The sequence below is a fragment of the Microbacterium sp. NPDC056736 genome (genome assembly GCF_042790415.1).
Classification (GTDB): Bacteria; Actinomycetota; Actinomycetes; order Actinomycetales; family Microbacteriaceae; genus Microbacterium.
Map to the genome: position 1 here is coordinate 163,771 of NZ_JBHTZE010000005.1, position 26,364 is coordinate 190,134.

Below are 26,364 nucleotides of genomic sequence, written 5' to 3' on the forward strand. Positions count from 1 at the left end.
ATCAGTCCTCCTGCTCTGCGAAGGCGGGCGAGTGGTCGCGCGCGTACTGCACGTAGCTGTTGCTGACGCCCTGCGGCACCATCGGCCACACCATCGCGTCGGCGCTCACCACGAAGTCGATGACCACGGGACGGTCGTTCGTCTCGAGCGCCGTCTTGATCGCGGCATCCACGTCCTCCTCCTTCTCGACGCGGATGGCGAGGCAGCCGTAGGCCTCGGCGAGCGTGACGAAGTCGGGGATGCGCACGGTGCCGTGACCGGTGTTGAGGTCGGTGTTGGAGTGCCGGCCGTCGTAGAACAGCGTCTGCCACTGGCGCACCATGCCCAGCGACGAGTTGTTGATGATCGCGACCTTGATCGGGATGTCGTTGATCGCGCAGGTCGCGAGCTCCTGATTGGTCATCTGGAAGCAGCCGTCGCCGTCGATCGCCCACACCACGCGGTCGGGCTCGGCGACCTTGGCGCCCATCGCCGCCGGGACGGAGTACCCCATGGTCCCCGCGCCGCCGGAGTTCAGCCACGCGTTCGGGCGCTCGTACTTGATGAACTGCGCCGCCCACATCTGGTGCTGCCCGACGCCGGCGGCGTAGATGCCTTCAGGGCCCGTGAGCTCGCCGATGCGCTGGATCACGTACTGCGGCGACATCAGGCCGTCGGTCGGCTGCGAGTAGCCGAGCGGGAACTCGTCGCGCAGGCCGTCGAGGAAGGACCACCACTCGGCGATGTCCGGATTGCCGCCCTTGACGGCTGCCTGGAACGCCGCGTGCAGGTCGACGAGCACGTCCTTGAGGTCGCCGACGATCGGGACGTCGGCGGTGCGGATCTTCGAGATCTCGGCCGGGTCGATGTCGACGTGCACGACCTTCGCGTTCGGCGCGAACAGCGCCGCTTTGCCGGTGACGCGGTCGTCGAACCGCGCGCCGAGCGCGACGATGAGGTCGGCCTCCTGCAGCGCGAGCACCGCCGGGACGGTGCCGTGCATGCCCGGCATGCCGAGGTGCTGCTCGTGCGAGTCCGGGAAGGCGCCGCGCGCCATGAGCGTGGTGACGACCGGGGCGCCGGTCGCCTGCGCGAACGTGCGCAGCTCTTCCGAGGCGCGTGCCCGGACCACGCCGCCGCCGACGTAGAGCACCGGCTTGCGGGCCTCCACGATCATCTGCGCGGCGGCCTGGATCTGCTTGCCGTGCGCCTTGGTCACCGGCCGGTAGCCCGGCAGGTCGATCTTCGGCGGCCACACGAACGGCGCCTCGGCCTGCTGCGCGTCCTTCGTGATGTCCACGAGCACCGGCCCGGGGCGCCCGGTCGAGGCGATCTCGAAGGCCGCCGCGAGGGCGCCGGGGATGTCCTCTGCACGCTTGACGAGGAACGAATGCTTGGTGATGGGCATGGTGATGCCCACGATGTCGGCCTCCTGGAAGGCATCCGTCCCCATGAGCGTGGAGAACACCTGGCCGGTGATGCACACGATCGGCACCGAGTCCATGTACGCGTCGGCGATCGCCGTCACGAGGTTGGTGGCGCCGGGGCCGGAGGTCGCGATCGCCACGCCCACACGACCGGATGCCGCGGCGTAGCCTTCCGCGGCGTGACCTGCGCCCTGCTCGTGCCGGACGAGGATGTGGCGGACCGACTCGTCGTCCATGAGCGGGTCGTAGACGGGCATGATCGCGCCGCCGGGCAGGCCGAAGACGTCGGTCACCCCCAGCAGGTCGAGGGAGCGGACGACCGCTTCCGCGCCCGTGAGCACGGGCGTCGAGGCGGTGCGGGCCGGCGGCCGGGGAACGGCAGCGGTGTCGAGTGACATGGTGAGGATCCTCTGAGTCGGTTCGGAGGGCTTGTCGGAAGCCGGACTCAACCGGTGGTCGCGCCCTCCGCAGCGGAGCGCACGAGTCGGGAGTACTTGGCAAGGACGCCACGGGTATAGCGCGGGGGAAGCGGCTCCCAGCCCAAGCGGCGGGAGTCGAGCTCAGCCTCGTCGACGAGTAGATCGAGAGTGCGAGCCGCGATATCGACCCGTATCAGATCACCATCGCGCACGAAGGCGATGGGACCAGCGTCCACCGCTTCGGGTGCTATGTGGCCGATGCACAGGCCGGTTGTGCCGCCTGAGAATCGTCCGTCCGTCAAGAGTAGTACATCTTTTCCGAGGCCTGCGCCCTTGATGGCTGCGGTGATGGCGAGCATCTCGCGCATGCCGGGGCCGCCCTTGGGGCCCTCGTAGCGGATGACGACGACGTCGCCCGCGACGATCTCGCCGGCCTCGAGGGCGTCCATGGCGGCGCGCTCCCGCTCGAACACGCGCGCGGGACCCTCGAACACGTTGCCGTCGAAGCCGGCCGACTTCACGACGGCGCCTTCGGGCGCGATCGTGCCGTGCAGGATCGTGATGCCGCCCGTCTCGTGGATGGGGTCGTCGAAGCGGTGGATGACGGTGCCGTCCACGGGGTCCGGGTCGAGTTCTGCGAGGTTCTCGGCGAGCGTCTTGCCGGTGACCGTGAGGGCGTCGCCGTGCAGCAGGCCCTCGTCGAGCATGGCCTTCATGATGACCGGGATGCCGCCGTGACGGTCGACGTCGTTCATGACGTACTGGCCGAACGGCTTCATGTCGGCCACGTGGGGCACCTTGTCGCCGATGCGGTTGAAGTCGTGAAGGCTCAGGTCGACGTCGGCTTCGCGCGCGATCGCCAGCAGATGCAGGACGACGTTCGTCGACCCGCCGAGCGCCATGGCGAGGGCGATGGCGTTCTCGAACGCCTCCTTGGTGAGGATGTCGCGGGTCGTGATGCCCTGGCGGAGCAGGTTCACGACCGCCTCCCCCGACCGGTGGGCGAAGTAGTCGCGGCGGCGGTCGGCGGACGGCGGTGCGGCCGAGCCGGGCAGGCTGAGCCCGAGGGCCTCGGCGACCGAGGCCATGGTGTTGGCGGTGTACATGCCGCCGCAGGCGCCTTCGCCGGGCGCGATGGCGCACTCGATGCGCTTGAGGTCGGCCTCGCTCATCTTTCCGGCCAGGCACGCGCCCACGGCTTCGAACGAGTCGATGATGGTGACGTCCTTCTCGGTGCCGTCCGAGAGCTTGACCCAGCCGGGCGCGATCGAGCCGGCGTAGAGGAAGACGCTCGAGAGGTCGAGCCGCGCGGAGGCCATCAGCATGCCCGGGATCGACTTGTCGCAGCCCGCGAGGAGCACCGAGCCGTCGAGGCGCTCGGCCATGATGACCGTCTCGACCGAGTCGGCGATGACCTCCCGCGAGACGAGCGAGAAGTGCATGCCCTCGTGGCCCATCGAGATGCCGTCCGAGACGGAGATGGTGCCGAACTGGAGCGGGTAGCCGCCGCCCGCGTGCACCCCCTCCTTGGCGCCCTGTGCGAGCCTGTCGAGGCTCAGGTTGCACGGGGTGATCTCGTTCCAGCTGGAGGCGATGCCGATCTGCGGCTTGTCCCAGTCCGCGTCACCCATGCCGACCGCGCGGAGCATGCCGCGGGAGGTCGTCGCTTCGATGCCGTCGGTGACGACGCGACTGCGGGGCTTGATGTCGATGGAGTTGTCAGCGGGCGAATCGGGCAGGGCCATTGACTCAGTGTATTCCCGCGGCAGCGCGCGCTCGGCCGCTGTGACGCGTCAGCCGCGCGCCTCGGTACGCGCCTGTGCGAGACGCTCCAGGAGGGCGGCCAGCGCGGCGATGTCGGGCACCGTCACGGTAGCCGCCGTGGGCCCGCCGCCGACGTGGACGCCGAGGTCGGCCGCTCCGAGACTCGCCAGCGCGTCCTCGTCGGTCACGTCGTCGCCCGCGAAGAGCACCGCCGAGGCGGCCGTCCGCGCGCGGAGCTCGGCGATCGCGGAGTCCTTCCCCTCGTGACGGAAGGCGTACTCGACGATGTTGTGCCCCGTGCGCCGGCGCCACTGCGGCGCCTCCGCCGAGACGATCTCGTCGACCATCCGGTTCGCCGTCGCGGCGGCCTGCGGGTCGGCCCGCCGGGTGTGCACACCGAACCCGAACGTCTTCGGCTCGATCCACACCCCCTCGAGGTGGGCGGTCTCCTGCTCGGCGCGCGCCCGAAGCGCGTCGCGCAGTGCGGCGTCGGCGTCGTCCTCGGCGTGGCGGGAGAGGCCCTCACCGGGGATCCAGTACTCCGCACCGTGCGAGCCGGCCAGGAGCACCCGAGACGCGTCGTCGTGCTCGGCGATCACGCGCAGATCGCTCAGGCTGCGGCCCGATACGAACGCGACCACGGTGTCGGGCACGGCGACGAGGGCGTCGACCGCCGCACGAGCCGCCGGCAGCATCCGCGCATCCATCGGCTCGTCCTCGAGGGGCGAGAGCGTGCCGTCGAAGTCGAGGGCGACCAGGAGCCGATCGGATGCCGCGACCCGCGCGATCTGCGCTCGCGCGTCGTCGTCGAGGGCGGCGCTCATGCGTGGGCCCCGGCGTCGCGGCGGCCGCGGCGCGCCGCGTCCAGGGCGTCGAGGAACGACCGGGACCAGCGCGCGACGTCGCTCTCGATCACCTTCTTGCGCAGCGCCCGCATGCGCCGGCCCTGCTCTGCGGACGGCATCTCGATGGCGCGCATGATCGAGTCCTTCATGCCGTCGATGTCGTGGGGATTGATGCGGATCGCGCTCGGCAGCTCGTCCGCGGCGCCGGCGAACTCGCTCAGCACGAGCACCCCCCGGTTGTCGATGCGCGACGCGACGTACTCCTTGGCCACGAGGTTCATGCCGTCCCGCAGCGCCGTGACGAGCATGACGTCGGCGGCCAGGAACAGCGCGACCATCTCTTCGCGCGGGTAGGCCTGGTGCAGGTAGCGGATCGCGGTGTGCCCCATCGTGTCGTGGTCGCCGTTGATGCGGCCCACGGTGAGCTCGATCTCGTCCCGCAGCTGCATGTACGCCTCGACGCGCTCGCGGCTGGGGCTCGCGACCTGCACCAGCGTGACGTCCTCGACCGAGATGCGGCCGTCCTCGAGCAGCTCGCCGAACGCCTTCATGCGGTGGCGGATGCCCTTGGTGTAGTCCAGGCGGTCGACCCCGAGCAGGATCTTCTTCGGGTTCCCGAGGCTCTCCCGGATCTCCCGCGCACGCGCCCGCACGTCCTCGCGACGCGCGAGCTCGATGTAGGACGAGGCGTCGATCGAGATGGGGAAGGCCTTGGCCAGCGCCCGCCGGGTCGTGCCATCGGGGTTCGGGACGCTGATGCCGGTGGCCTTGGTGTCGTAGCGCAGCTGACGGCGGACGGCCCGGGCGAAGTTGCCCGCGTCGGCCACCCGCTGGAAGCCGATGACGTCGGCGCCGAGGAGGCCCTCGAGCACCTGCCGCCGCCACGGGAGCTGCGAGTAGAGGCCGTATGCCGGGAAGGGAATGTGGTGGAAGTACCCGATCGTGAGGTCGGGGCGCATGTCGCGGAGCATCTGGGGCACGAGCTGCAGCTGATAGTCCTGCACCCATACGGTCGCACCCTCGGCCGCGACCGCCGCCGTGGCCTCGGCGAAGCGGCGGTTGACCCGCACGTAGGCGTCCCACCACACGCGCCGGTAGCGCGGCTCCGCGATGACGTCGTGGTAGAGCGGCCAGAAGGTGTCGTTCGACATGCCCTCGTAGTACTTCTCGACCTCGTCGGAGCTGAGGGCGACGGGGACGAGATAGGTGCCCTCGAACTCGAACGGCTCGACGTCGATGTCGGGCTGGCCCGGCCAGCCCACCCACGCGCCGTCCGACCGCCGCATCACCGGCTCGAGTGCCGTCACCAGCCCGCCGGGTGAGCGACGCCACCCCTGCTCGCCCGCGGCGTCGACGACCCGGTCGACGGGGAGGCGGTTGGCGACGACGACGAGGTCGGCGCTGTGTGCGGGCTCTGTCACGCGGGCTCCTGACGGTTTCGTGGACTCGGCACGCCCAGGCTAACAGCGCCGTTCCGCCCGGCCTGCGCCCCTTGACGCACCGAGCGCGCACATGTCAAGGGGCGCAGGGTGCGCGCACCCCGCGCTAACGTGGCCCCATGCGCAAGTACCTCTTCGGCACCGGGCTCCTCACCGCCGTCACGGGCGGTTTGACGCTGCTGAGGGGACTCCGCGAGAAGGAGCCCTTCACGTGGCGCCAGGTGCTCGCCTGGATCAGCTGGGGCATCTCGCTCGCCCTCGCGATCGGCGCCATCGTCGACCTGCGCCGTGCCGCACACGGCGAGGCGGTCGCCAAGGACTCCCCCATCCATGGGAACGAGCGCAAGATCCGCAAGGACCGCCTCAAGCGCCTCGCGGACTGACCCGCTCAGCGTGTGAGGATCAGCGCGTCGCCCTGACCGCCCCCGCCGCACAGCGCGACCGCGGCCGTCCCGCCGCCGCGGCGGACGAGCTCGTGCACCGCGTGGACGACCAGCCGGTTGCCGGAGGCCCCGATGGGATGCCCGATCGCGATGCCGCCGCCGTGCGGGTTGACGACGTCGTCCGACAGTCCGAGCTCCGCCTGCGATCGCGCCACGACGGCCCCGAACGCCTCGTTGATCTCCACGATGTCGAGGTCGGATGCCGCGATCCCCTGCTTCTCGAGCGCCTTCTCGATCGCGCGTGCGGGCTGCGAGTGCAGCGAGTTGTCGGGACCGGCGACCTGCCCGGAGGCGCCGACGACCGCGAGGACGGGCCAGCCGTTCTCGTCGGCGTGCGAGCGCCGGGTGAGCACCACCGCCGAGGCGCCGTCGGAGATCTGCGACGAGTTGCCGGCCGTGATCGAGCCGCCCTCGGCGAAGGCGGCACGCAGGCGCGAGAGGGTCTCGACCGTCGTCTCGGGTCGCACGCCCTCGTCCTTCGTCACGACCACCGGGTCGCCCTTGCGCTGCGGGATCTCCACCGGCACGATCTCGGCGTCGAACACTCCGTCGGCCTGGGCGGCCGCGGCGCGCTGGTGCGAGCGTGCGGCGACGGCATCCTGCGCTTCCCGCGTAACCTCGAGCCGGCCGTTGTGCCGCTCCGTCGACGCGCCCATGCTCTCGCGGTCGTATGCGTCGGTCAGCCCGTCGTGCGCCATGTGGTCGAGCACCTCGATCGAACCGTACGCCCATCCGTCGCGCGAGCCCATCAGGAGGTGCGGCGCACGGGTCATGGACTCCATGCCGGCAGCGACCACGACCGTCGCGTCCCCCACGGCGATCATTCGGGCGCCGTCGATGACGGCGGTGAGCCCGGAGAGGCACACCTTGTTGACCGAGCCCGAGTGCACCTCCCACCCGATGCCGGCCCCCACGGCCGCCTGCCGCGCAGGGTTCTGGCCGCTGCCGGCGGCGAGCACCTGCCCGACGAGCACCGCGTCGACGGCGTCGGCGGGGATGCCGCCCTTGTCGAGGGCGCCCTTGATCGCTGCGCTGCCGAGCTGCACCGCGGTCAGCGGCGCGAGCTGGCCCTTCAGCCGCCCCTGCGGCGTGCGCGCGGCGGCGACGATGACGATGTCTTCACGGGTCATGAGATCACTTCCAGCTGTTCGGAGACGGTGAGTCGGGGCTCTGTCGCGGCGATGACCTCCTCGACGGTGACACCCGGCGCGGTCTCGACGAGCACGAGGCCGGCATCGGTCACATCGATGACGGCGAGGTCGGTGATGATGCGGTCCACGACGCCGCGGCCGGTGAGGGGCAGCGTGCACTCGTCCACGATCTTGGCCGAGCCGTCCTTGGCGACGTGCTCCATGAGCACGATGACCTTCGCGGCTCCGTGCACGAGGTCCATCGCGCCGCCCGGACCCTTGACCATCTTGCCGGGGATCATCCAGTTCGCGAGGTCACCCGTCGCCGAGACCTGCATGGCGCCGAGGATGGCGGCGTCGATCTTGCCGCCGCGGATCATGCCGAAGCTCGTCGCGGAGTCGAAGAACGCGGCGCCCGGAAGGGTCGTGACGGTCTCCTTGCCGGCGTTGATGAGGTCGGGATCGACGTTCTCCTCCGTCGGGTACGGGCCGACGCCGAGGATGCCGTTCTCGGACTGCAGCACGACCGTCACGCCGTCGGGCACGAAGTTGGGCACGAGCGTCGGCAGGCCGATGCCGAGGTTGACGTAAGCCCCGTCGGCGAGCTCCGCAGCCGCGCGCGCGGCCATCTCATTGCGGCTGAGCGCCATGTCAGGCTCCTTCCGGCATCTCGCGCGCGGCGGCCCGGGCGACCGAGACCGTTCGTCGTTCGATGCGCTTCTCGATGTCGGCTCCGACCTCCACGATGCGGTGCACGTAGATGCCGGGCAGGTGGATGGCGTCGGGATCCAGCTCGCCCGGTTCGACGAGCTCTTCTACCTGGGCGATGCACACGCGCCCGGCCATCGCGGCGAGCGGGTTGAAGTTGCGCGCCGCCTTGTTGAAGACGAGGTTGCCGTGGCGGTCGCCCTTGAGCGCGTGGACGAGCGCGAAGTCGGTGACGATCGCCTCTTCCAGCACATAGTCGCGCGCGGCGCCCGAAACGTCGAAGCTGCGCACGTCCTTGACCGGGGATGCGACGGCGATCGAGCCGTCGACGGCGTAGCGGCGCGGCAGCCCGCCCTCGGCGACCTGCGTGCCCACGCCGGTCTGCGTGTAGAACGCCGCGATCCCTGAGCCTCCCGCCCTGAGCTTCTCGGCGAGGGTGCCCTGGGGCGTGAGCTCGAGCTCGAGCTCACCGGAGAGGAACTGCCGCTCGAACTCCTTGTTCTCGCCGACGTACGACGAGGTCATCTTGCGGATGCGCTTGGCGTTCAGCAGGATGCCGAGCCCCCAGTCGTCGACGCCGCAGTTGTTGCTGACGATGCTGAGGTCGCTCGTCCCCTGCGCCAGCAGCGCCTCGATGAGGGCGATCGGGTTGCCGGAGAGCCCGAAGCCTCCGACCGCGAGAGAGGCGCCGTCGGGGATGTCGGCGACGGCCTCGGCCGCCGAGCCCCAGGTCTTGTCGATCATGCTGCTCCTTCGCATCGCTCGTGCCCTCGATCCTGCCGCGCCCGACGCCGGCGCGCGAGGCGTCGCTTGCCATGTGGCCGATACGGCGCGTAGCGTCCATATCGTGGACAGCATGCCCAAGCGCTCCGTCCCGGGGGCGCAGTCGATCGCGCGCGCGGCGCAACTCCTGCGCCTGGTGACCGCAGGGGGCGCCGAGGGCATGGCCGTCGCCGAGCTCGCACGACGCGCGGAGCTGACCCGGCCCACCGCGCATCGCCTGCTGACCGCGCTGCGGCACGAAGGGCTCGTCGACCAGGACGAGCGCACCGGACGCTGGATGCCGGGACCCGAGCTGTTCCTGATGGGCACCGTGGCGGCATCCCGCTACGACATCACCGCCATCGCGCGCGACATCGTACGATCCCTTGCCGTTCGCACCGAGGAGAGCGCGTTCCTCTCGGTGCGACGCGGCGATGAGACCGTGTGCCTCCTCCGGGAGGAGGGCAGCTTCCCGATCCGCTCGTTCGTGCTGTCGGAGGGCGTGCGCTTCCCGCTCGGGGTGGCCTCCGCGGGGCTGGCGATCCTGTCCTTCCTGCCGCCCCACGATGTGGACGCCTACTTCGAGCGACACCCCGAGCTGCCGGAGCAGTGGGGCGCGGCGCACGGCGAGCGACGGCTTCGGACCAGGCTGCGCGAGACGCAGGAGCGCGGCTACGCGGTCAACCCCGGCCTCATCGTCGAGGGCTCGTACGGCATCGGCGCGGCTGTCTTCACGCGCGAGGGCCACCCGCAGTGGGCGCTGAGCCTGACGGGCGTGCAGTTCCGTTTCGGGGCCGACCGGCTTCCGGAGCTGGGCCGCACGCTCTTGGCCCACGCCCATCAGCTGACGACCCGCATCGCCGCCTCCCGCTGACGGCGTCACACCAGCGCGGCGAGCTCCTCCCGCACGGCGGCGGCCACGACGTCTGCGCCGGCCGGCGACATCACGATCGTGTAGTGGTTGAACCCCGCCACCCGCTCGTGCGCGACGCCCGGGTACGACGCGAGCAGGCGCTCCAGGTGCTCGGGGGCGTAGAGGCCCGGCGGCTCGTTCTGCAGGCCGAGCGGCACCGTGATCAAACGCATCGGATGCCGCAGCCCGGCCAGCGCCGCGGGCAGCGCGGCGCCGGTGTTCATGTCGACGGTGTCATCCGCGGTGGTCGCGTAGCTCGTCGCCGGCCGGTACGCGCCGGCTCCGTCCTCGACGAGGTCGTAGGCCAGGTAGCGCTCGAGCTCGGGCGTCCAGTCCTCGCCGAACGCCGGATGCCGCCGCCAGAACTCCAGGTACTCCCCCGGCCCGGCGAACCTCATCGACAGCCGCGCCGCCGTCGGGCCGAGGATGCCGGCGACCAGCTGGTCGGGGCTGAGGCCCTGAGGCACGTCCAGCGGCAGCCCGCCGTCGACGAGCACGACGCGCGAGACGCGCTCGGGGTGCCGGTGGGCGAAGACCACCGAGACGAACCCGCCCATCGAGTGTCCGACGACCACTGTCCGCGAGATCCCGAGGGCGTCGAGCAGCGACGCGAGGTCCGCCGCGTGCGCGGCCATCCCGGCAGCGCCCGCGAGCCCGTTGCTGCGACCGCGGCCGCGGAGGTCGGGGGCGACGACGCGCACGCCCGGCAGCCGCTCCACGACGAACGGCCAGGCCAGGTGCGACGCGGTGACGCCGTGCACGAGAAGCACCGTCTGCACCCCGGCCGCGTCGTGCGCCGGCGTGTCGATCGGCTCCCACACGCCGGCGTGCAGCAGTCCGCCGTCGACAGGGACGTCGACCTCACGGTATTCGTGTGCGGCCACGGGCGCCGCCGCCGGGACGGCGCCGCCACCGGGGATCCTGTCGTGGTTCATCGAGCCGTCCATCCGCCGTCCATCGTGTACGAGGCGCCGGTGACCATCCCCGCCCGGTCGGACGCGAGCCATCCGGCCAGTGAGGCGACCTCGTCCGCCTCGACGAGGCGCTTGATGGCGCTCTCGGTGAGCATGATCTTCTCGACCACCTCTTCGGCCGGGATCCCGTGCACCCTCGCCTGATCCGCGATCTGCTTCTCCACCAGCGGGGTGCGCACGTATGCCGGGTTGATGCAGTTGCTCGTCACACCGTGCGGGGCGCCCTCGAGGGCGGTGACCTTCGACAGTCCCTCCAGGCCGTGCTTGGCTGCGACATAGGCCGACTTGAACGGGCTCGCGCGCAGGCCGTGAGCGCTGGAGATGTTGATGACCCGTCCCCACCCGCGCTCGTACATCCCGGGAAGCGCGGCGCGGATCAGCAGGAACGGCGACTCGAGCATGAGCCGCAGCAGCAGGCGGAACGTGTCGGGATCGAACTCGGTGATCGGCGACACCCGCTGGATCCCGGCGTTGTTGACGAGGATGTCGACGTCCAGCGCGAGATCCTCGAGCGCCGCGGTGTCGGAGAGGTCCGCCACCCAGGATTCGCCGCCCACCGCGGTGGCGGCATCCGTCGCGGCCTGGGCATCGCGATCGGCGACGGTGACATGAGCGCCTCGCGAAGCGAGCTCGTGCGCGCACGCCAGACCGATGCCGCTCGCACCGCCGGTCACCAGCGCCCGCCTGCCGGCGAGATCCTTGTCTGCCATCAGCCTTCCTTCCTCTCGTCGGCGCCGCGAGGAGCCAGCGCGTTGTCGATGATGCGGGTCATGCCGGCGAAGACCGCGGGGTCGAGCTCGGCAGGCGGCCTGCCCTCGGCGTCGCGCTCCCACAGCAGGAACCGCATGCCGATCAGCTCGCCCATGCCCATCAGGGCCCAGGCCGTGGTCTCGGGGTCGAGCTGCCGGTCGACGTCGCCGGCCTCCTGGGCCGCACGGAGTCCGGCTTCGTAGCCCTCGACGATGCGCGTGTAGTGGGTGCGCAGCACCGCGGGCGACACGAACTCCGCCTCGCGCACCACCCGGTACAGCGCGGGGTGCTCCGCGGTGAACCGGAAGAAGCCGGCGAAGCCCGCGCGCTCCGCCTCCAGCCGCGACGCCGCTCCCGTCATGGCCTCGGACATCGAATGGCGCACGCGACGGTTCAGGTCGAGCACGAGAGCCTCGAAGATCGACTGCTTGCTGTCGAAGTAGAGGTAGAAGGTGCCCAGGCCGATGCCCGCCCGCTCGGTGATCTTGACGATGGATGCCTCGTGGTAGCCCTGGTCCGCGAACACCAGCTCCGCCGCCTCGAGGAGGCGACGGCGGGTCGCCTCTCCGCGCTTGGTGAGGGGGCGCCCGGTCGCGGACGAGACCAGCTCCCCCCCGTCGACCATCTCGTCGGACATGCTCATGCGGACTCCCCCGTCCCTCGCGCCCCGAACGCCGCGGGCCCTGCCGCCTGTGGATCCCCCGGGCACGGCGCCGATCCGAGAGCCCACTCGCGCAGCCGGGAGCGGGCGAGCTTGTCGATCGTCGAACGCGGCAGCGCGTCCACCAGCACGACACGCACCGGCACCTTGAACGCGGCGAGGTTGCGCCGCGCGTGCGTGAGGAGCTCGTCCTCCGCCAGCGCCGCACCGGCGGCCGGCACGACGAACGCGATCCCGCGTTCGCCCCACACCGGGTCCGGAACGCCGACGACTGCGGCCGCCGCGACGAGCGGATGCAGGCACAGCGCGTACTCCACCTCGGCCGGCGCGACGTTCTCGCCGCCCGAGATGAAGATGTCCTTCAGCCGGTCGACGATCCGGAACACACCGTCCCCGTCGCGCGAGACGAGGTCGCCCGTGCGCAGCCACTCGCCGTCCCGCGCGCGCGAGGTGGCGGCGGCGTCGCCGAGGTAGCCCGGGAAGACACTGGGTCCGCGCACCCACAGCTCGCCGGTGGCCTCGCCCTCCAGGGTCAGGCCGGTGGCGGGATCGACGATCCTCACCGACACGTACGGGTACGGCCGCCCGACGGCGCCCGGCGCGGCCGCGGCCTCTGCGGCCGGGAGGTGCAGGACGTTCGGACCCGCCTCGGTCAGCCCGTACCCCTGCGTGAGCGGGACGCCGCGGGACGCCCAGGCTTCCTGCAGCGGCACCGGCATGGTGGCACCCCCCACGAGGGCCAGCCGGAGCGACGAGGCATCCGTCGACTCCCACTCCCGATCGGCGGCCAGCAGCGCGTACTGCGTGGGCACGCCCATCATGGCGGTGATGCGGCGGTCGGCGATGAGCTGCAGCACCCGGGCGGGCTGGAACGAGCGCTCCAGCACGACGGTCGCCCCGACCCACCAGGCCAGCAGCGGCTGGCAGTTCCACGCGGCGACGTGGAACTGCGGCAGCATCGCCAGCACGACGTCGTCCTGCGCGAGCGGGAGCGCCTGCGAGAGGGCCAGGTTGTTCCAGAAGCAGTTGGCGTGCGTCAGGACCACGCCCTTGGGAGCGGCCTCGCTGCCCGACGTGAAGATGACGAGCAGCGGGTCGTCGTCGCGTACCGGCCGGTGCGTGCGCGGGTGCCGTGCGCGAGGGACGGATGCCTCGATCCCGGTGGTGCCCAGGGCCGCGGTGGGACCGGTCCGGTCCGCGAGCCGCAGCGCCTCGCCGGCGAGCGCGGCGTGCTCGTCCTCGATCAGCACGAGCGCCGGCGCGGATCGGGTGAGGACGTCGGCGAGCTCGCGCGGAGTGAGCCGCCACGACAGCGGCACGAAGGCGATCCCCGCGATCGCGCACGCGAAGAAGGCGACGACGTGGTCGGTCGAGTTCCCCGACACCGTCGCGATGCGGTCGCCCGGGCCGTAGCCCGATCGCCGGAGGTTCTCGGCGAGCTCGCCGGCCCGGGCGGCGAGCGTCGCGTAGTCGGTCGTCACGCCCCTGTCGTCCACCGCGATGCGCTCCGGTGAGCGCCCGGCCCGATCGGTGATCCAGCGGCCGATGGTGTGCGGCTCGTCCTCGACGTGCGCATCGAGGCCGCAGGTCATGAGCGCACCTCGGCGGGCGCCTCGGCCGCCTCCGTCGCCTGCTCGGCGTCGTCGAGGCTCCGCAGCGAGGTGCGCACCCGCTCGCTGCGGCGGCGCTTGACGGCGGCGTCGATCGTGCCGGCGATACCGCCCGGCAGGAACATCACCACGACGATGAAGAGCACGCCGAGGAGGAACAGCGGCTCCGACAGCGGCACGCGCAGCCAGTCAGGGAGGTCCGCGATCGCTTCGGATCCGGCCAGCACGGTGAGCCGCTGATCGAGGAGCGTGTACAGCACACCCCCGACGATGGCACCCCACCGGAACCCGACGCCACCCAGCACGACCATGACCAGCACGGTGATGGTGAGATCGGCCGAGACGGCGCGCGGCACGGTGCCCGACTGCAGCAGCATGTACGCCACGCCGGCCAGCGCCGCCAGCGCCGCGGCGATGACGAACACGATGAGCCGCACGCGGTAGGGCGAGAGCCCCAGCACGCGCACCCGCTGCTCGTTCTCGCGGGTCGCGCGGGCGAGGTGGCCCAGACGCGAGGTGTCGACCCACAGTGTCACGAGATAGACCACGACGAGCACGACGAGCGTGAACCAGTACAGGTTGCGGGTATTGATCACGCCGATGAGGAAGTCCGGCACCTGCTCGGTGTTCAGGCTCAGGCCCTCCTCGCCCCCCGTCACCTGGGAGTTGCGGCGCACGAGCACCGAGCCCGCCTGCGCGAAGGCCAGGGTCACCATGGCGAACGGGATGCCCGACACCCGCATCGACACCGCACCGGTCACGAGCGCGATGACCATGCCGCCGATGAGCGCGACGAAGATGCCCGGCCACAGCGGCACGCCGAAGTGCTCGAGGGCGATGCCGAGTCCGTAGGCGCCGGCGCCGAAGTAGAGCGCGTGACCGAACGACAGCATCCCGCCCGATCCCAGCAGCAGGTTGTAGGACAGTGCGAGCGCCGCGAACACCATGCACAGCGACAGCAGCGCGAGCGTGCCCGGCATGTAGGTCGGCGTGGGCAGGATGCCGGGAAGCGAGAGGTTGAGCAGCGGAAGCATCGCCATGAAGGCGACCAGCACCGCGCCCATGATCGCGGGGGTGAAGCGACGGAGGGCGGAGCCCTGCCCCGGTCCCTGAGGCTGTCGACGGGTCATGCCTTCCTCCCCAGGAGTCCGCTCGGGCGCACGAGCAGCACGAGCGCCAGCAGGATCACGACGATGAAGTCGCCGGTCCCGCCGAGATAGAAGTTCGCGAACTGCTGCAGGACGGCGACGAGGACGGATGCCACGGCCGCACCGGTCAGCGATCCGAGGCCGCCCACCACGGTGACGATGAACGCGAAGATGAGGAGCGTCTGGCCCAGGTGGGCCGACACGAACGTCGAGTAGTGCATGGCCAGCACGCCGCCGATGCCGGCGGCCGCACCGCCGATCGCGAAGACGAGGGTGAACGAGCGCCGCACGTCGATGCCCAGCGCGGTGACCATCGAGCGGTTCTCGACGCCGGCCCGGATGATCATGCCGTAGCGCGTCTTCTGCAGGAAGAGCACCAGGGCGGCGAGCACGAGTACGGCCGCGATCATGAGCACCCAGTACGTGTTGGGGATGCGGGCGCCGAGCACCTCCGTCGTCTGCTTCAGCCACGCCGGACCCGAGATGTGGATCGGGTCGGTGCCCCAGATCCCCTCGAACAGCGCCACGGCGGCGAAGGAGAGGCCCACGGTGACCAGCACCTGCTCGATGTGCCGCTCGTACAGCGGGCGGATGAGCACGAGCTCCGTCAGCGTCGCGAACACCGCGCCCACCGCCGCGCCGACGAGCACCGACAGCAGGAACGATCCCCACGAGTCGGTGCCCAGAGCCTGGGCGACCATGAAGCCCATGAAGGCGCTCAGCGTGAGGAAGGCGCCGTGGGCGAAGTTCAGCACGTGCATCAGGCCGTAGATCAGGCTGAGCCCGCTCGCGACGAGGAAGTAGAGGGCGCCGAGGCCGACGCCGGTGATCAGGGTCAGGACGAGGGTGCTCATACGGCGTGCTCCACGTGGACGCCCAGGAGGCGGCGGGTCAGGTCGTCGTCGTCGAGGATCGCGCGTGCCTTGCCGACGTGGGCGACCCGGCCGCCGGCGATCACGACGGCGTCGTCGGCGAGGCGGCGCACGACCTCGAGGTTCTGCTCGACGAGGAGGATCGGCACGGTCTTCGAGGCTTCCTCGAGTGCGTCGGCGACCTCCGTGACGATCTTCGGGGCGAGGCCCTTGGTCGGCTCGTCGACGAGGAGCAGCCTGTTGTCGTTGAGCAGCGCCCGCGCGACCGACACCATCTGCTGCTGCCCGCCCGAGAGCGTGCCCGCCTGCTGGTCGCGACGTGCGACCAGATCCGGGAAGAGTTCGGCGACGAACTGGTGCCGGGGGCTGCGCTGCCGCTCCGCCAGCGCCAGGTTCTCGGCGACCGTGAGCCTGGAGAAGACCTCGCGGTCCTCCGGCACATAGCCCACACCGCGCCGGACGATGCGGTGCGTGGACAGTCCGTCGATGCGCTCCCCGGCGAGGCGTACCTCGCCGCGCCGCGAGATGAGACCCAGGATGCCGCGCAGCGTCGACGTCTTGCCCACGCCGTTGCGCCCGAGGACGGCGGTGATTCCGGTGGCCGGCACGTCGAAGGACACATCCTCGACGACCTGCTGGCCGGCGATGGTGCAGCGCATGTTCCGCACCGTGAGGATCGGCTCGGCGGTCATGCGGCCTCCGTTCCGGTGGAGCCGGAGCCGAGGTACGCGCTCTGCACCAGCGGGTTGTCCATGATCCGCTGCGGGGTGTCGTACGCGATGATCGTGCCGAAGTACATCACCGCCACCTTCTCGACCAGTCCCATGAGCACATCGATGTGGTGCTCGACCATGAGCAGCGTGCAGCCCTTCTCGCGCTGCATGACGCGGATGTTCTCCACGAGGCCGGGCACGTCTCCGGACGCGACGCCGGCCATCGGCTCGTCGAGCAGCACGATGCTCGACTCGGTGGCCAGCAGCACCGCGATCTCGAGCTTGCGCTTGTCGCCGTGGGAGATGTCGCCCGCCATGGCTTCGCGCATGTGGCCGAGCCCGACGATGTCGAGCTTGTCCACAGCCAGCGCGGTGGCGGCATCCGTTCGCCGAGGGAATCGCACCAGCGATCCCGATCCGCCGAGCGACACCTGGGCGGCCAGGCGCACGTTCTCGAGCACGGACAGCTTCGGGAAGAGGCTCGAGGTCTGGAAGGTGCGCCCCAGTCCCGCCCGCGCCCGTGCGGGCACCGACGCCAACGTGATGTCGCGGTCGTCGAGCACGACACGGCCGGCGGTGGGCTTCATGAGCCCGGAGATCACGTTGAAGAGCGTGGTCTTGCCGGCGCCGTTCGGGCCGATGACTCCGACGAGGGAGCCGGCCTCGACGTCGAGGTCGACGCCTTCGAGGATCGTCGCGCCGCCGATCTGCAGGCCGAGGCCTTCGACCCTCAGCGGAGAACCGCGGCGAACGGCACCCGCGTCGGGCGTGGACGGGATGGGAGTGCTCATCGTGCGGTGCCGCCCCGGCTCACTCGGCCTCGGCCGGCGCGACCTCGTCGGCGGCGACGGTGTCGATGAGCTCGGGCACGAAGGTGCCGCCGTCGGCGACGAGCTTCACCTGGTACATCTCCTGGATGAGCGCGTGGTCGCCCTCACGGACGGTCATGGCGCCCTTGGGTCCCTCGAACTCGAAGCCCTCCAGCGCCGAGACCATCGCGTCGACGTCGCCCTTTCCCTCCTGGATCGCGTGGACGATCATGATCGCCGCGTTGAACCCGTCGGGGCTGAAGAGGTCGGGCGTTCCGCCGGCTTCCTCGATCGCCTCCACCATCGCGGTGTTCACGTCGTTGTCCGGGCCACCGGGGAAGTAGTGGTTGAGGAAGTTGATCTTCTCGGATGCCTCGCCGTAGGCCCCGAACGTCGCGGCATCGCCGAGTCCGGTGACCACCGGGATCTCGTCGAGCACGCCCTGCTGGCTCATCGCCTGCCACATCGCGCCCGAGGTGGCGCCGGCCCACGCCACGAAGACGAGGTCGGGAGCAGCCGCGAGCACCTGCTGCGCGAACGGCGTGAACTCGGTGACGTCCTCGGCGACGAGCACGGGGCTCACCGTCGCGCCCTTGCCGCCCAGGATGGCGTCCACGGCCGCGACGTTGCCCTGACCGAACGCGTTGTCCTGCGCGAACACAGCGACCGTCTTGCCCTCGATGTCGTCGAGGAACGTGCCCGCGGTCGCGACGTCCTGCGCGCTCTGCCGGCCGGAACGGAACGTGTAGTCGTTGATGCCGGTGATCGCATCAGCCGCGGCCGGGCCCGAGATGTAGAGCACCTTGTTCTGCTGCGCCTGCTCGGCGACGGCGAGGGCGACGCCCGAGGATGCGGTGCCGGCGATGATGTTGACGCCCTCGCCGATCAGCTCCTTGACGGCGGTGACGGCCTTGTCGGGGTCTCCGGCGTCATCGCGGTTCTCGATGGTGATGGTCGTGCCGTCGATCTCGCCGGTGCCGTCGGTCGCATAGTCGAGACCTGCCTCGAACGCATCGAGGTATTGCTTGCCGTAGCCGGCGAGCGGCCCCGACTCGCTCGTGACGATGCCGACCGTGACCTCGGCGGGACCACCGCCGTCGGTCGCCTCGCCCGACGGCGTCTCCGCGGTCGGCGCGCAGGCCGCCAGGGCGATCGCTGCCGTGACGACCACGGAGCCCAGGAGCAACTTCTTCGTAACCCGCATGTGCGTGCCTTTCCCCATTGGAAGGATTCGGGAACCAGGCCTCCGCCTCATACATGAGACCCGATTCAGGTTCCTGCAATCTATGCGGACGACGCCGTGCGGGTCAAGTCGGAAGAGAGCGGAGACAGCAGAAGGGCGGTCCTCGCGGACCGCCCTTCTTGATGGTGCACCCCCTGGGACTCGAACCCAGAACCCACTGATTAAGAGTCAGTTGCTCTGCCGATTGAGCTAGAGGTGCTCGATTCGCAACGTGGCGAACCGAGGGTCAACGCTACCATCACGATCGCGCAACGTGAAATCGAACGCGGAAGGCCCCCGGGTATCCTGGACCGCGTGACCTCCCCCCTCGTGCCGCCGTCGTTCGACACGCCTTTCGAGGGGGATCTCTCGCGGGACCTCGACCTTGCGCTGCGCCTCGCCGACGCGGCGGACGCGGCATCCATGTCCCGTTTCGATGCCGCGGATCTCGACATCCGGCTGAAGGCGGATGCCAGCCATGTGACCGAGGCGGATCTGGCCACCGAGCGGGCCATCCGCGCACTCCTCGAGACCGAACGGCCCGGCGACGGCGTCTTCGGCGAGGAGTACGGCATCAGCGGCGACTCGAACCGCCAGTGGATCGTCGATCCGATCGACGGCACGGCGAACTACCTCAAGGGCATTCCGATGTGGACCACGCTGATCGCCCTCGTCGTCGACGGCGTACCGCGCGTCGGCGTCGCGAGCCAGCCGGCGATCGGCCGCCGGTGGTGGGCGGCCACGGGCCTGGGCGCGTGGACGAACACGCCGGCGGGCGAGCGGCGGCGCCTCGCGGTGTCGAGGGTCGACGCCGTCGCCGAGTCGAGCGTCAGCTTCCAGAGCATCGGACAGTGGCGTGAGGCCGGAAGGCTCGATGCGCTCGAGCGTCTGACGTCGTCGGTCTGGCGGGACCGCGGCTACGGCGACGCCTGGCCCTACATGCTCCTGGCCGAGGGACGCCTCGAGTTCGTCGCCGAGTTCGGCGTCAAGGAGTACGACATCGCGGCGCTCGTGCCGATCGTGACCGAAGCGGGCGGGAGGTTCACGTCCTACGACGGCAACGACTCCCTCTCCGAGCGCTCCTCCTTGGCGACCAACCGCGTGCTCCACTCCGCGTTCCTCGATCTGCTCCACTCCGCCTGACGTCCTTCCGCCCTCCCATCCCCCAACGGAGACCCTTCATGCCTGCGCCACGGATCCTCGGCACCGCCGCCGCGCTCGTCCTCACCGCGATGGTGCTCACCGCCTGCACGGGCTCGCCCGAGGAGCCTGCACCGCAGGAGACGGGCAACGCCGCGACACCGACCAGCGCCGCGCCCGAGCCCACCACCACCGGCGAGCCCGAGCCGGCGTCGAGCGAGGCTCCGACCTGCGAGACGCTCATCGGCGAATCCGTCGTGGCCGATTTCCAGAGCATCGGCTGGAGCTCGCAGCAGTCGCCGCTCTACATCGGCAGCACCGAGATCGAAGGCGGCATCCAGTGCATGTGGGCCGACTTCAGCGGACCCGCCGGAGACCACGGGCAGATGTTCGGCTGGGCGCTCCTCGCCGACGACGCGGCCGCCGACGCGCAGACCGAGCTCGTCTCGCAGGGGTGGATCCGAGAAGAGGACGCCTCGGGGGTCTACGTCACCGAGAGCCCGAACACGGTCATCGCCCCCGACGAGAACGGGTACGGCATCACGTACCTCTTCGCCGAGGGCCAGGTCACCGTCGCCGACACCAAGCAGGGCCTTCTGCTCATCGAGTGGCCGCGGGACTGAGCCGGCGGGCGCTGCGGCGCGCCTGAATCGTCGCGCCGTGAGCACCATGGACACCACGGAGGGCCGGTTCTCGGGAACCGGCCCTCCTCGTCCGACACGAATGGGAGGGTGTCGGACGCGGCCCTGTCGTCAGGGTGCCGCGGTGACGGGCTCGGAGGTATAGGCCGACACGCTCTGCGCGGTCTCGGCTCCGTCGACGTAGCCGATGGTCACGCGGATCGTCCTGCCGACATCGGCGGCGGCCGGCGCGTAGGCGCTCGCCGTGCCGCCGGCGTCGGCCGGGATGTCGGTCCACACCGCCGTGGGCGAGGCCGGATCGTCGGTCGTCCACGCCCACTGGTAGGTGAGCGCGCCTTCCTCGAAGAGTCCGTCCGGGTCGCTCGGGATGCCCGGGACGATCGGCGTACCCACCACGAACGGTGCGGTCGACTGCATCGAGAGCGTGCCGTTCTGCTGCACGTCCTGCACCTGCGACGTGGAGACCGCCGACCGTGCTGCGCGGAACAGCCCGTCCACCGGATCGGTGTAGCCGACCGTCACGCGGAGGAACTGCCCCACAGCGGCCTGGTCGGGCACGTAGGTCGCGCTCGGCGAGGTGACGAGCACCTCCCACTCGCCCACCGTGTCGGCCGTGTCGCCTTCGCCGGCCCACCAGGTGTAGAGCAGGTTGGTGACTGCCGACTCGTCGAAGTCGACGGTGAAGGCCTCGTCCTCCCACAGCGTGGCCGTCACCGGCTGCCCCTCGACCGGGTCCATCGGCGCCATCTGAACGAACGCCGACGGCTCGCAGGAGACCCACTCACCGTCGATCAGCTCGGCGCACCCGTCGGCGAACTGCATGCGCTCGAAGCCGGTGATGACGTCGGTGCCGTCGCTCTCCTCGGCCTCCTGGACCGCGGTGTGCGTGACCGACCAGTAGCCCGAACCCTCGAACCCGATCTCCGAGATCGCGTACGCGGCCCGCACATCGGCGTACTGCACGGTGTCGGCGTCGCCGACCTCGTCGCGGTTGATGTCGATCGCGCGGATGATCTCGATGTTGCCCGGGTTCAGCCGGCCCTCCACCGCGTGGGTCACCAGCTCCGACGCGCTGTTGACGACGAGTACCGTGCCGTCGTTGAGCGTCGCCTGCAGCTGCACCCGCAGGACCGCGTCGCCGTCGAGGTAGTCGTTGCCACCCCGTCCTTCGACGGTGTCACTGCCGGGTCCGGCGATCATCACCTTGTGCACGCCGTCCGCGTCGATCTCCGGCGCGTCCCGCAGGATCGGGAGGGCGAAGTCGCCGAGGGCGATCTCGTCACCGGTCACGGGGTGCGTCGCCGTCGGCCGCAGCATGGCCTCGAAGCCGTCCACCAGGTCGAGCGACGCTTCGGTCGCCTTGTTGAGGGGCGCCTCGCTCAGCGTGGTGAAGTCGTCCGGTTCCACGAGCGGACCGCGGAGCGTGTCGTTCCCGACGCCGCCCGACAGGGCCTCGAGGAGGTCGAAGCGCGAAGCCAGCTGGTTCTGCGTCTCGAACACCCGGTTGAATGCCCAGTCGGAGACCACTCCATCCGGCGTGCCCCAGTAGGTCAGCCAGTCGAAGCCCAGGTTTCCGAGGTGACGATCGGTGCCGACGGAGGTTCCGACAATGATGTCGTCACCGCCCTCGCCCTCGATGTCGTCGTTGCCGAAGCGACCGATCACGACGTCGTTGCCACCCAGGGTGTCGTTCTGCGCCTGGTCGGCGTTGTCGCCCTGCAGCAGGTCGGCGTGGCTGGATCCTTCGACCCAGTCGTCGTGCTCCCCGCCGAAGACCGTCGTGCGGCCGGAGGTGCCGAGGGTGATGTCATCGCCCAGGCCCGCGAAGAGCGTGGTCGCGTCACCACCGCCGTTGATCATGAAGTCGTCACCCAGACCACCGATCGACAGGTCGTCGCCGGGGCCGTTGTGCATGACGTCATTGCCCTGCTTGCCCTTGAGGTTGTCATCGCCGAACGAGTCGGTGATGATGTCGTCGCCCGTGCCGCCGACGAGCGCGTCGTTGCCCGACCCGCCCTCGATGCGGTCGTTGCCGGCGTAACCCCAGATGGCGTCGTCACCCTCGTCTCCCCGCATCCGGTCGTCGGCATCCGACCCGTGGAGTTCGACGTGCTCGTCACCGCTCCAGCGGTACGTGCCGTCCGGCTCCTGGATCAGACCCGCGGGCAGCGCGCCCCCACCTGCGAAGTCATCGACGTCGAGGATGGGGTCGTGCAGCGCGAAGATGTCTGCCGGAAGGTTGGAGGCATCCGTGTTCCGCTGAATGATGTCGGAGAACGTGTTGCCTTCGAGTGCGGCGAACAGCTGCTCGCCCTGGTTGCGGAACAGGTAGTAGAACCGGTCACCGAACTGGAGCTTCTCGAGCTGCGTCTCGAACACGAAGTTGAACGTCGATCCGAGCATGCCGCCGAAGGGGTTCAGCCGCTCCGCGAGGCCGCCGACCCAGAAGTCGACGTCGTTGAGGCCCGTCTCTACGCCGGCCCACGCACCCGTGCTGTTCATGAAGTCCAGGCGGTCCTCAGGCGCCTGCAACGGTTCGGGGGCGAAGTCCGCCAGGGCGAGCTCCACGTCCGAGCTGACCGCGCCGGGACCACCCAGGATGATGATCTGCTGCACGCCGAGACGCTCGATCTCGGCGATGAGATCCGGTGTGAGCCCGGTCGGCGGGACGAGCAGCAGCGGCGAGCCGTTGATGCCTGCCGCCGGCGTGCTCGTCAGCGCGTCCGGGAAGTTCGCGCCGGTCGCCAGGTACAGCGTGTCCGCACCGTCCGGGAAGAAGTGATCGGTGATCGCCGTCGCGGTCGCGTAGCGGTCGCCGCCGCCGAGCCGGATCACGTCGCCGTCGGTGTACGCACCGAGCTGCGAGGCGACCGAAGCCGACACCGCACCCGTCTGACCGAGGATCACGATCTCTGACGGAGCGAGCTCCTCCAGCACCGTCGCCGTCACCTCCGGAATCTCATCGGGCCGCACCAGCAGCACCGCGGAGCCGGACGAGGCCGCCACCGCCGCACCTGCCAGCGCATCCGGGAAGTTCATGCCGTTGGCGATGAACACCCGTCCGCCCGGCTCGAGCTCACGCGCGATCTCGGCTGCGGTCTCGAAGCGGTCGAGACCTGCGATCCGCGTCACCGGAGCATCCGCGTCGGAGATGGCGTCCAGCGAGGCCACCGTGTTCGGGCCGACCACGCCGGGGCCGCCGAGCACCACGATCCGCTGCGGCTGCAGGTTCGTCAGCGCGAGCACCGTCGCCAGCGGTATCTCGCCCGTGTCGTTCGGTCCTGTCAGCAGGATGGGTCCCCCCGTGGCCGCAGCCAGCGCACCGCCGGCGAGCGCGTCGGGGAAGTTGCTCCCCTGCGCGATGTACGCCACCGGCACTCCCGGCTGGAAGTGACGCTCCGCGATGACCCGGGCCGTCTGATAGCGGTCCGGACCGGCGAGCCGGATCACGAACTCCTCACCCAGCGGTGCGCCGTTGACCAGCAGGGCCGCGGCGTTGCGCTTCTCCTCGAGCGTGGTCGCCGCGGTGATCGTCTCGTGGGTGCCGTACGCGGCCACGAAGTTCACCAGCGACACGCGCTCACCGGCGCGTCCGAAGTTGTTGCCGTTCTTCGTGTTGAGCCCGAAGTCGTTCCAGCTCGTGTACGGACGGAGGTCGTCGTCGCCCGTCGCCTGGAAGAACGTCTGCCGCGCGGTCTGGAGCGACGGAACACCGGCGTCGCGGCCACGGAGGAGGTTCAGCGATGCGAGGTCCAACGGCAGGCCGAGGAGGTTGTTGCGCAGGACGTCGACGATGTGCTCGTCGATCTGGCTTCCGATCCGCGACGTCATGCCGTTGATCAGCGTCCCCGCCGCCTCTTCGGGGCTGAGCGCGCCGTTGTGGTCGAACTCGTCCGGGTTCAGGAACCCGGTGAGCAGCGGGACATCGCCCGCCCCACCCGGCTCGATCGCGCCCGATCCGCCCTCCAGCAGCGGCTCCCGGCCGATCTCCTCGGTCATCATCGAGTGACCGAAGCGGTAGACCACGTGCGCGAATTCTGCGGTGATGGCCGCGTTGATGTTGGCGTCGTAGCTGTTCTCGTTGAAGACGACAGCGTCGATCGTCGGTGCGATCTTGCGGCCGAACTCCTCGAAGACGAGGTGCTGGTACTGCATCTCGGTGGCGAACTTCGCCGCCTGGAAGAGTCGCTCTTCGAACGTCCAGTCGTCGGCCTGGCCTGCGACGGGCTCTGCCGCGGGGTCTGCCGCCGGGACGTAGCCGGGCAGCTGGTCCTCCGGCCGGTCCGAGGCGTACGAGTGGTTCTCGCCACGGAAGGCGGCTGCGAACTCGGCGATGCCGCCGCGCTCCTCGGAATCCTGAGCCTCGAGCTCGGGACGCGCCCCGTCCAGCACTTCGAGGATCTGGCCGACCATGCGGTTGTGCTCCGCGTGGAACACCGCGTGCACAGCGGTCAGGCCGATGTTCTCGTTCACACGACCGTCACCGGCCATGAAGTGCGCGTCGAGCGTGGCGTTGTCGTAGCCGGTGAGGACGGGCTCGCCGTTCTCGTCGAGGATCGGCTCGCCGTTCTCGTCGAAGCGAGGCAGCAGCTCCCCGTTGTCGCCGACGACCGGGGTCGCCCCGTGGGCGATGTCGTCGAGGAACGCGTGCCCCGTGCCGACCTTCGACCAGCCGGCGGGGATGGCCGCGCCGCCCGGCTGTCCCTCCAGCCAGTCGGTCTCGCCGGCCTCGTTCACGATGAGGTACATCGGGAACCCGTTGCCGCCGCGGACGAAGTTGCCGTACGGGTCGACGGCGACCTGTGGCACGTCGAGCAGGTCGGCGTCGCTCAGAGCCAGGCCGAGCACGTCATTGCTCTGCGCCTTGACGTCCGCCCAGGTCGACATGCCGCCGTCGGGACCCTCGATCAGGTGGCCGGTGGGCTGAGGGATGCCGTCGATCAGCACGTACTCACGCAGGAATACCTGGTGCGCGGGGTGCGAGGCGTAGGTCTGGTTCTGATCGATGAACGGGCTCGTGAGGTTCGCGTGCTGGTTGGTAGGGTTGCCCGCCTCGTCCTCGAGGCGGTTCGCCCGCGACAGCGTGATGAAGTTCGCCGCGGGGTCGCACTCGATGGTCTCGTCCTGCGCGCGCACCCCTTCGGGCAGGCAGTACAGCGGGTCGTCCGCCGCCAGCGGAACGATCATCGTCCCGTTGCCGCCCTTGGCGACCAGATCGAGGCCGTGGTCGAAGAACTGGCCGAAGAAGCCCATGAACGTGTTGAACGGCGCCGACAGCTCCTCGTCGGGGGCCGTGTTCGGCGTCGTGACGCGGTCGGTGCCCGCCACGGGGATCGCCGTGCCGGCCTCCACCTGCAGTTCGATCGCGGGGTTGTTCACCGTCTGGTCGACGATCAGGTTGCTGATCTCACGCGGGTGCGAGTCGTAGACATTGCCATCCGTCTGCGCGTAGCACGTGGCGCCCGCCTCGCAACCCGCCATCTGCTCGGGAGTGTTCGCCTCGAAGCCGAGGTCGAGCGCCTCCGGCTCCGCCTGCCGCCACAGCTCCGGCAGCAGCCTCGGGAACGCGTTGTCGGAGGTGCCGTACTGCCCCTGACCGGCGACCAGGTTGTTGTAGCTGCCGTCGACGGTGCGCACGCCCGCGGGGCGCATGATGTCCGGCACGCAGTTCTGAGCCGCCGTCCCCTGGCCGGGGCAGTACAGCTCGTAGTTGGACGGGTTGAGTTCGTCCGCGGCGTGGGCCTCGGAGATCTGGATCTGGCGGAGGATGAACTCGAGATCGTTCTGGGTCAGGACGAACGAGGGGTCCTCGTCCGTGATCGCTCTCGCTGTCGGAGGCGGCGGCGCCAGCAGCAGCGTGACCACCAGCGCCATGATCGCTGTGATCGCCGCCGCGATCTGCAGTGCGGCTGCGGAGAGTCCCGGTTCGATCCGCGCGCGAGAAGATGATCGTGTGTCCACGGCAATGCCTCCTACGGGTGTTTCCACCCATATC

At 70.3% G+C, this 26,364-nt stretch carries 21 protein-coding genes and 1 tRNA gene; 4 read left to right on the forward strand and 18 right to left on the reverse strand.

Annotated features, from left to right (window positions below):
- Position 1 precedes the first annotated feature (1 nt).
- Genes ACFRAL_RS11935 through ACFRAL_RS11950 form a run of 4 tightly spaced genes read right to left on the reverse strand, consistent with a single transcriptional unit; the run spans position 2 to position 5,855 of the window.
- On the reverse strand, positions 2-1,804 hold the full coding sequence (locus ACFRAL_RS11935; RefSeq protein ID WP_378883106.1) for an acetolactate synthase large subunit: 1,803 nt from the start codon (positions 1,802-1,804) through the stop codon (positions 2-4).
- 47 nt (positions 1,805-1,851) lie between these two features.
- Positions 1,852-3,570: a dihydroxy-acid dehydratase gene (ilvD, locus tag ACFRAL_RS11940; protein WP_378883108.1), complete on the reverse strand. Its 1,719-nt coding sequence runs from the start codon at positions 3,568-3,570 to the stop codon at positions 1,852-1,854.
- Positions 3,571-3,618: 48 nt separating this feature from the next.
- Positions 3,619-4,413, reverse strand: a complete 795-nt coding sequence (gene otsB / locus ACFRAL_RS11945) for a trehalose-phosphatase (protein ID WP_378883111.1) — start codon at positions 4,411-4,413, stop codon at positions 3,619-3,621.
- Positions 4,410-5,855 carry a trehalose-6-phosphate synthase gene (locus ACFRAL_RS11950; protein WP_378883114.1) on the reverse strand — a complete coding sequence of 482 codons (1,446 nt, stop codon included), beginning with the start codon at positions 5,853-5,855 and terminating at the stop codon, positions 4,410-4,412. Before ACFRAL_RS11950 ends, otsB begins: the two co-directional genes overlap by 4 nt.
- Positions 5,856-5,992: 137 nt before the next feature.
- Here ACFRAL_RS11950 and ACFRAL_RS11955 point away from each other — a divergent pair, with 137 nt between their 5' ends.
- Positions 5,993-6,256, forward strand: a complete 264-nt coding sequence (locus ACFRAL_RS11955) for a hypothetical protein (protein WP_336396868.1) — start codon at positions 5,993-5,995, stop codon at positions 6,254-6,256.
- A 5-nt stretch (positions 6,257-6,261) separates the two neighbouring features.
- On the opposite strand, the gene ACFRAL_RS11960 is transcribed toward ACFRAL_RS11955, so the two are convergent.
- Genes ACFRAL_RS11960 through ACFRAL_RS11970 form a run of 3 tightly spaced genes read right to left on the reverse strand, consistent with a single transcriptional unit; the run spans position 6,262 to position 8,898 of the window.
- Entirely contained in the window at positions 6,262-7,446 is a 1,185-nt protein-coding gene (locus ACFRAL_RS11960) for an acetyl-CoA C-acetyltransferase (protein ID WP_378883118.1), read from the reverse strand.
- A complete protein-coding gene (locus ACFRAL_RS11965; RefSeq protein ID WP_378883121.1) occupies positions 7,443-8,096 on the reverse strand; it encodes a 3-oxoacid CoA-transferase subunit B in 654 nt (217 codons plus the stop codon). The genes ACFRAL_RS11960 and ACFRAL_RS11965 overlap by 4 nt, the downstream gene beginning before the upstream one ends.
- Position 8,097: 1 nt before the next feature.
- Entirely contained in the window at positions 8,098-8,898 is an 801-nt protein-coding gene (locus ACFRAL_RS11970) for a CoA transferase subunit A (RefSeq protein WP_336396865.1), read from the reverse strand.
- Between the two features lie 112 nt (positions 8,899-9,010).
- Between ACFRAL_RS11970 and ACFRAL_RS11975 the strand changes: the two genes are divergently transcribed.
- Positions 9,011-9,790, forward strand: coding sequence for an IclR family transcriptional regulator (locus tag ACFRAL_RS11975; RefSeq protein WP_336396864.1), 780 nt, complete (start codon positions 9,011-9,013; stop codon positions 9,788-9,790).
- A 5-nt stretch (positions 9,791-9,795) separates the two neighbouring features.
- Here ACFRAL_RS11975 and ACFRAL_RS11980 read toward each other — a convergent pair whose 3' ends face one another.
- The 10 genes from ACFRAL_RS11980 to ACFRAL_RS12025 all read right to left on the reverse strand — a co-directional run bounded on the left by ACFRAL_RS11980 (position 9,796) and on the right by ACFRAL_RS12025 (position 18,808).
- On the reverse strand, positions 9,796-10,764 hold the full coding sequence (locus tag ACFRAL_RS11980; protein ID WP_378883126.1) for an alpha/beta fold hydrolase: 969 nt from the start codon (positions 10,762-10,764) through the stop codon (positions 9,796-9,798).
- Complete coding sequence (locus ACFRAL_RS11985) at positions 10,761-11,513, reverse strand: 3-hydroxybutyrate dehydrogenase (protein ID WP_378883129.1); 753 nt, start codon at positions 11,511-11,513, stop codon at positions 10,761-10,763. Before ACFRAL_RS11985 ends, ACFRAL_RS11980 begins: the two co-directional genes overlap by 4 nt.
- Positions 11,513-12,196 carry a TetR/AcrR family transcriptional regulator gene (locus ACFRAL_RS11990; protein WP_336396861.1) on the reverse strand — a complete coding sequence of 228 codons (684 nt, stop codon included), beginning with the start codon at positions 12,194-12,196 and terminating at the stop codon, positions 11,513-11,515. Before ACFRAL_RS11990 ends, ACFRAL_RS11985 begins: the two co-directional genes overlap by 1 nt.
- Positions 12,193-13,806, reverse strand: a complete 1,614-nt coding sequence (locus ACFRAL_RS11995; RefSeq protein ID WP_378883131.1) for a class I adenylate-forming enzyme family protein — start codon at positions 13,804-13,806, stop codon at positions 12,193-12,195. The genes ACFRAL_RS11990 and ACFRAL_RS11995 overlap by 4 nt, the downstream gene beginning before the upstream one ends.
- Positions 13,803-14,888, reverse strand: coding sequence for a branched-chain amino acid ABC transporter permease (locus ACFRAL_RS12000; protein WP_378883332.1), 1,086 nt, complete (start codon positions 14,886-14,888; stop codon positions 13,803-13,805). Before ACFRAL_RS12000 ends, ACFRAL_RS11995 begins: the two co-directional genes overlap by 4 nt.
- A gap of 62 nt (positions 14,889-14,950) precedes the next feature.
- The gene (locus ACFRAL_RS12005) at positions 14,951-15,826 is read right to left on the reverse strand and encodes a branched-chain amino acid ABC transporter permease (protein ID WP_336396859.1); all 876 of its coding nucleotides are present in this window, start codon (positions 15,824-15,826) and stop codon (positions 14,951-14,953) included.
- Entirely contained in the window at positions 15,823-16,536 is a 714-nt protein-coding gene (locus ACFRAL_RS12010; RefSeq protein ID WP_336396858.1) for an ABC transporter ATP-binding protein, read from the reverse strand. The genes ACFRAL_RS12005 and ACFRAL_RS12010 overlap by 4 nt, the downstream gene beginning before the upstream one ends.
- A complete protein-coding gene (locus tag ACFRAL_RS12015; protein ID WP_378883134.1) occupies positions 16,533-17,348 on the reverse strand; it encodes an ABC transporter ATP-binding protein in 816 nt (271 codons plus the stop codon). The genes ACFRAL_RS12010 and ACFRAL_RS12015 overlap by 4 nt, the downstream gene beginning before the upstream one ends.
- Before the next feature lie 19 nt (positions 17,349-17,367).
- Positions 17,368-18,570 (reverse strand): substrate-binding domain-containing protein, encoded by a 1,203-nt coding sequence (locus ACFRAL_RS12020; RefSeq protein WP_336396856.1) that lies wholly within the window; start codon positions 18,568-18,570, stop codon positions 17,368-17,370.
- Positions 18,571-18,732: 162 nt separating this feature from the next.
- Positions 18,733-18,808: transfer RNA gene (locus ACFRAL_RS12025), tRNA-Lys, on the reverse strand.
- Positions 18,809-18,903: 95 nt separating this feature from the next.
- On the opposite strand from ACFRAL_RS12025, the gene ACFRAL_RS12030 reads away from it, so the two are divergent.
- Together ACFRAL_RS12030 and ACFRAL_RS12035 are read left to right on the forward strand one after the other, a co-directional pair.
- Positions 18,904-19,731 (forward strand): inositol monophosphatase family protein, encoded by an 828-nt coding sequence (locus ACFRAL_RS12030; protein ID WP_378883137.1) that lies wholly within the window; start codon positions 18,904-18,906, stop codon positions 19,729-19,731.
- A 38-nt stretch (positions 19,732-19,769) separates the two neighbouring features.
- Entirely contained in the window at positions 19,770-20,351 is a 582-nt protein-coding gene (locus tag ACFRAL_RS12035) for a hypothetical protein (protein WP_336396854.1), read from the forward strand.
- Between the two features lie 129 nt (positions 20,352-20,480).
- Here the strand turns inward: ACFRAL_RS12035 and ACFRAL_RS12040 are convergent, their stop codons facing one another.
- Positions 20,481-26,330 (reverse strand): cell wall-binding repeat-containing protein, encoded by a 5,850-nt coding sequence (locus ACFRAL_RS12040; RefSeq protein ID WP_378883141.1) that lies wholly within the window; start codon positions 26,328-26,330, stop codon positions 20,481-20,483.
- Positions 26,331-26,364: the final 34 nt, after the last annotated feature.

Coding starts and splice junctions, on each gene's coding strand:
- ACFRAL_RS11935 (WP_378883106.1), bottom strand. CDS start 1,804: ATGTCACTCGACACCGCTGCCGTTCCCCGGCCGCCGGCCCGCACCGCC.
- ilvD (WP_378883108.1), bottom strand. CDS start 3,570: ATGGCCCTGCCCGATTCGCCCGCTGACAACTCCATCGACATCAAGCCC.
- otsB (WP_378883111.1), bottom strand. CDS start 4,413: ATGAGCGCCGCCCTCGACGACGACGCGCGAGCGCAGATCGCGCGGGTC.
- ACFRAL_RS11955 (WP_336396868.1), top strand. CDS start 5,993: ATGCGCAAGTACCTCTTCGGCACCGGGCTCCTCACCGCCGTCACGGGC.
- ACFRAL_RS11960 (WP_378883118.1), bottom strand. CDS start 7,446: ATGACCCGTGAAGACATCGTCATCGTCGCCGCCGCGCGCACGCCGCAG.
- ACFRAL_RS11965 (WP_378883121.1), bottom strand. CDS start 8,096: ATGGCGCTCAGCCGCAATGAGATGGCCGCGCGCGCGGCTGCGGAGCTC.
- ACFRAL_RS11970 (WP_336396865.1), bottom strand. CDS start 8,898: ATGATCGACAAGACCTGGGGCTCGGCGGCCGAGGCCGTCGCCGACATC.
- ACFRAL_RS11975 (WP_336396864.1), top strand. CDS start 9,011: ATGCCCAAGCGCTCCGTCCCGGGGGCGCAGTCGATCGCGCGCGCGGCG.
- ACFRAL_RS11980 (WP_378883126.1), bottom strand. CDS start 10,764: ATGAACCACGACAGGATCCCCGGTGGCGGCGCCGTCCCGGCGGCGGCG.
- ACFRAL_RS11985 (WP_378883129.1), bottom strand. CDS start 11,513: ATGGCAGACAAGGATCTCGCCGGCAGGCGGGCGCTGGTGACCGGCGGT.
- ACFRAL_RS11990 (WP_336396861.1), bottom strand. CDS start 12,196: ATGAGCATGTCCGACGAGATGGTCGACGGGGGGGAGCTGGTCTCGTCC.
- ACFRAL_RS11995 (WP_378883131.1), bottom strand. CDS start 13,806: ATGACCTGCGGCCTCGATGCGCACGTCGAGGACGAGCCGCACACCATC.
- ACFRAL_RS12000 (WP_378883332.1), bottom strand. CDS start 14,888: ATGGGCGCGGTGCTGGTCGCCTTCATGGCGATGCTTCCGCTGCTCAAC.
- ACFRAL_RS12005 (WP_336396859.1), bottom strand. CDS start 15,826: ATGAGCACCCTCGTCCTGACCCTGATCACCGGCGTCGGCCTCGGCGCC.
- ACFRAL_RS12010 (WP_336396858.1), bottom strand. CDS start 16,536: ATGACCGCCGAGCCGATCCTCACGGTGCGGAACATGCGCTGCACCATC.
- ACFRAL_RS12015 (WP_378883134.1), bottom strand. CDS start 17,348: ATGAGCACTCCCATCCCGTCCACGCCCGACGCGGGTGCCGTTCGCCGC.
- ACFRAL_RS12020 (WP_336396856.1), bottom strand. CDS start 18,570: ATGCGGGTTACGAAGAAGTTGCTCCTGGGCTCCGTGGTCGTCACGGCA.
- ACFRAL_RS12035 (WP_336396854.1), top strand. CDS start 19,770: ATGCCTGCGCCACGGATCCTCGGCACCGCCGCCGCGCTCGTCCTCACC.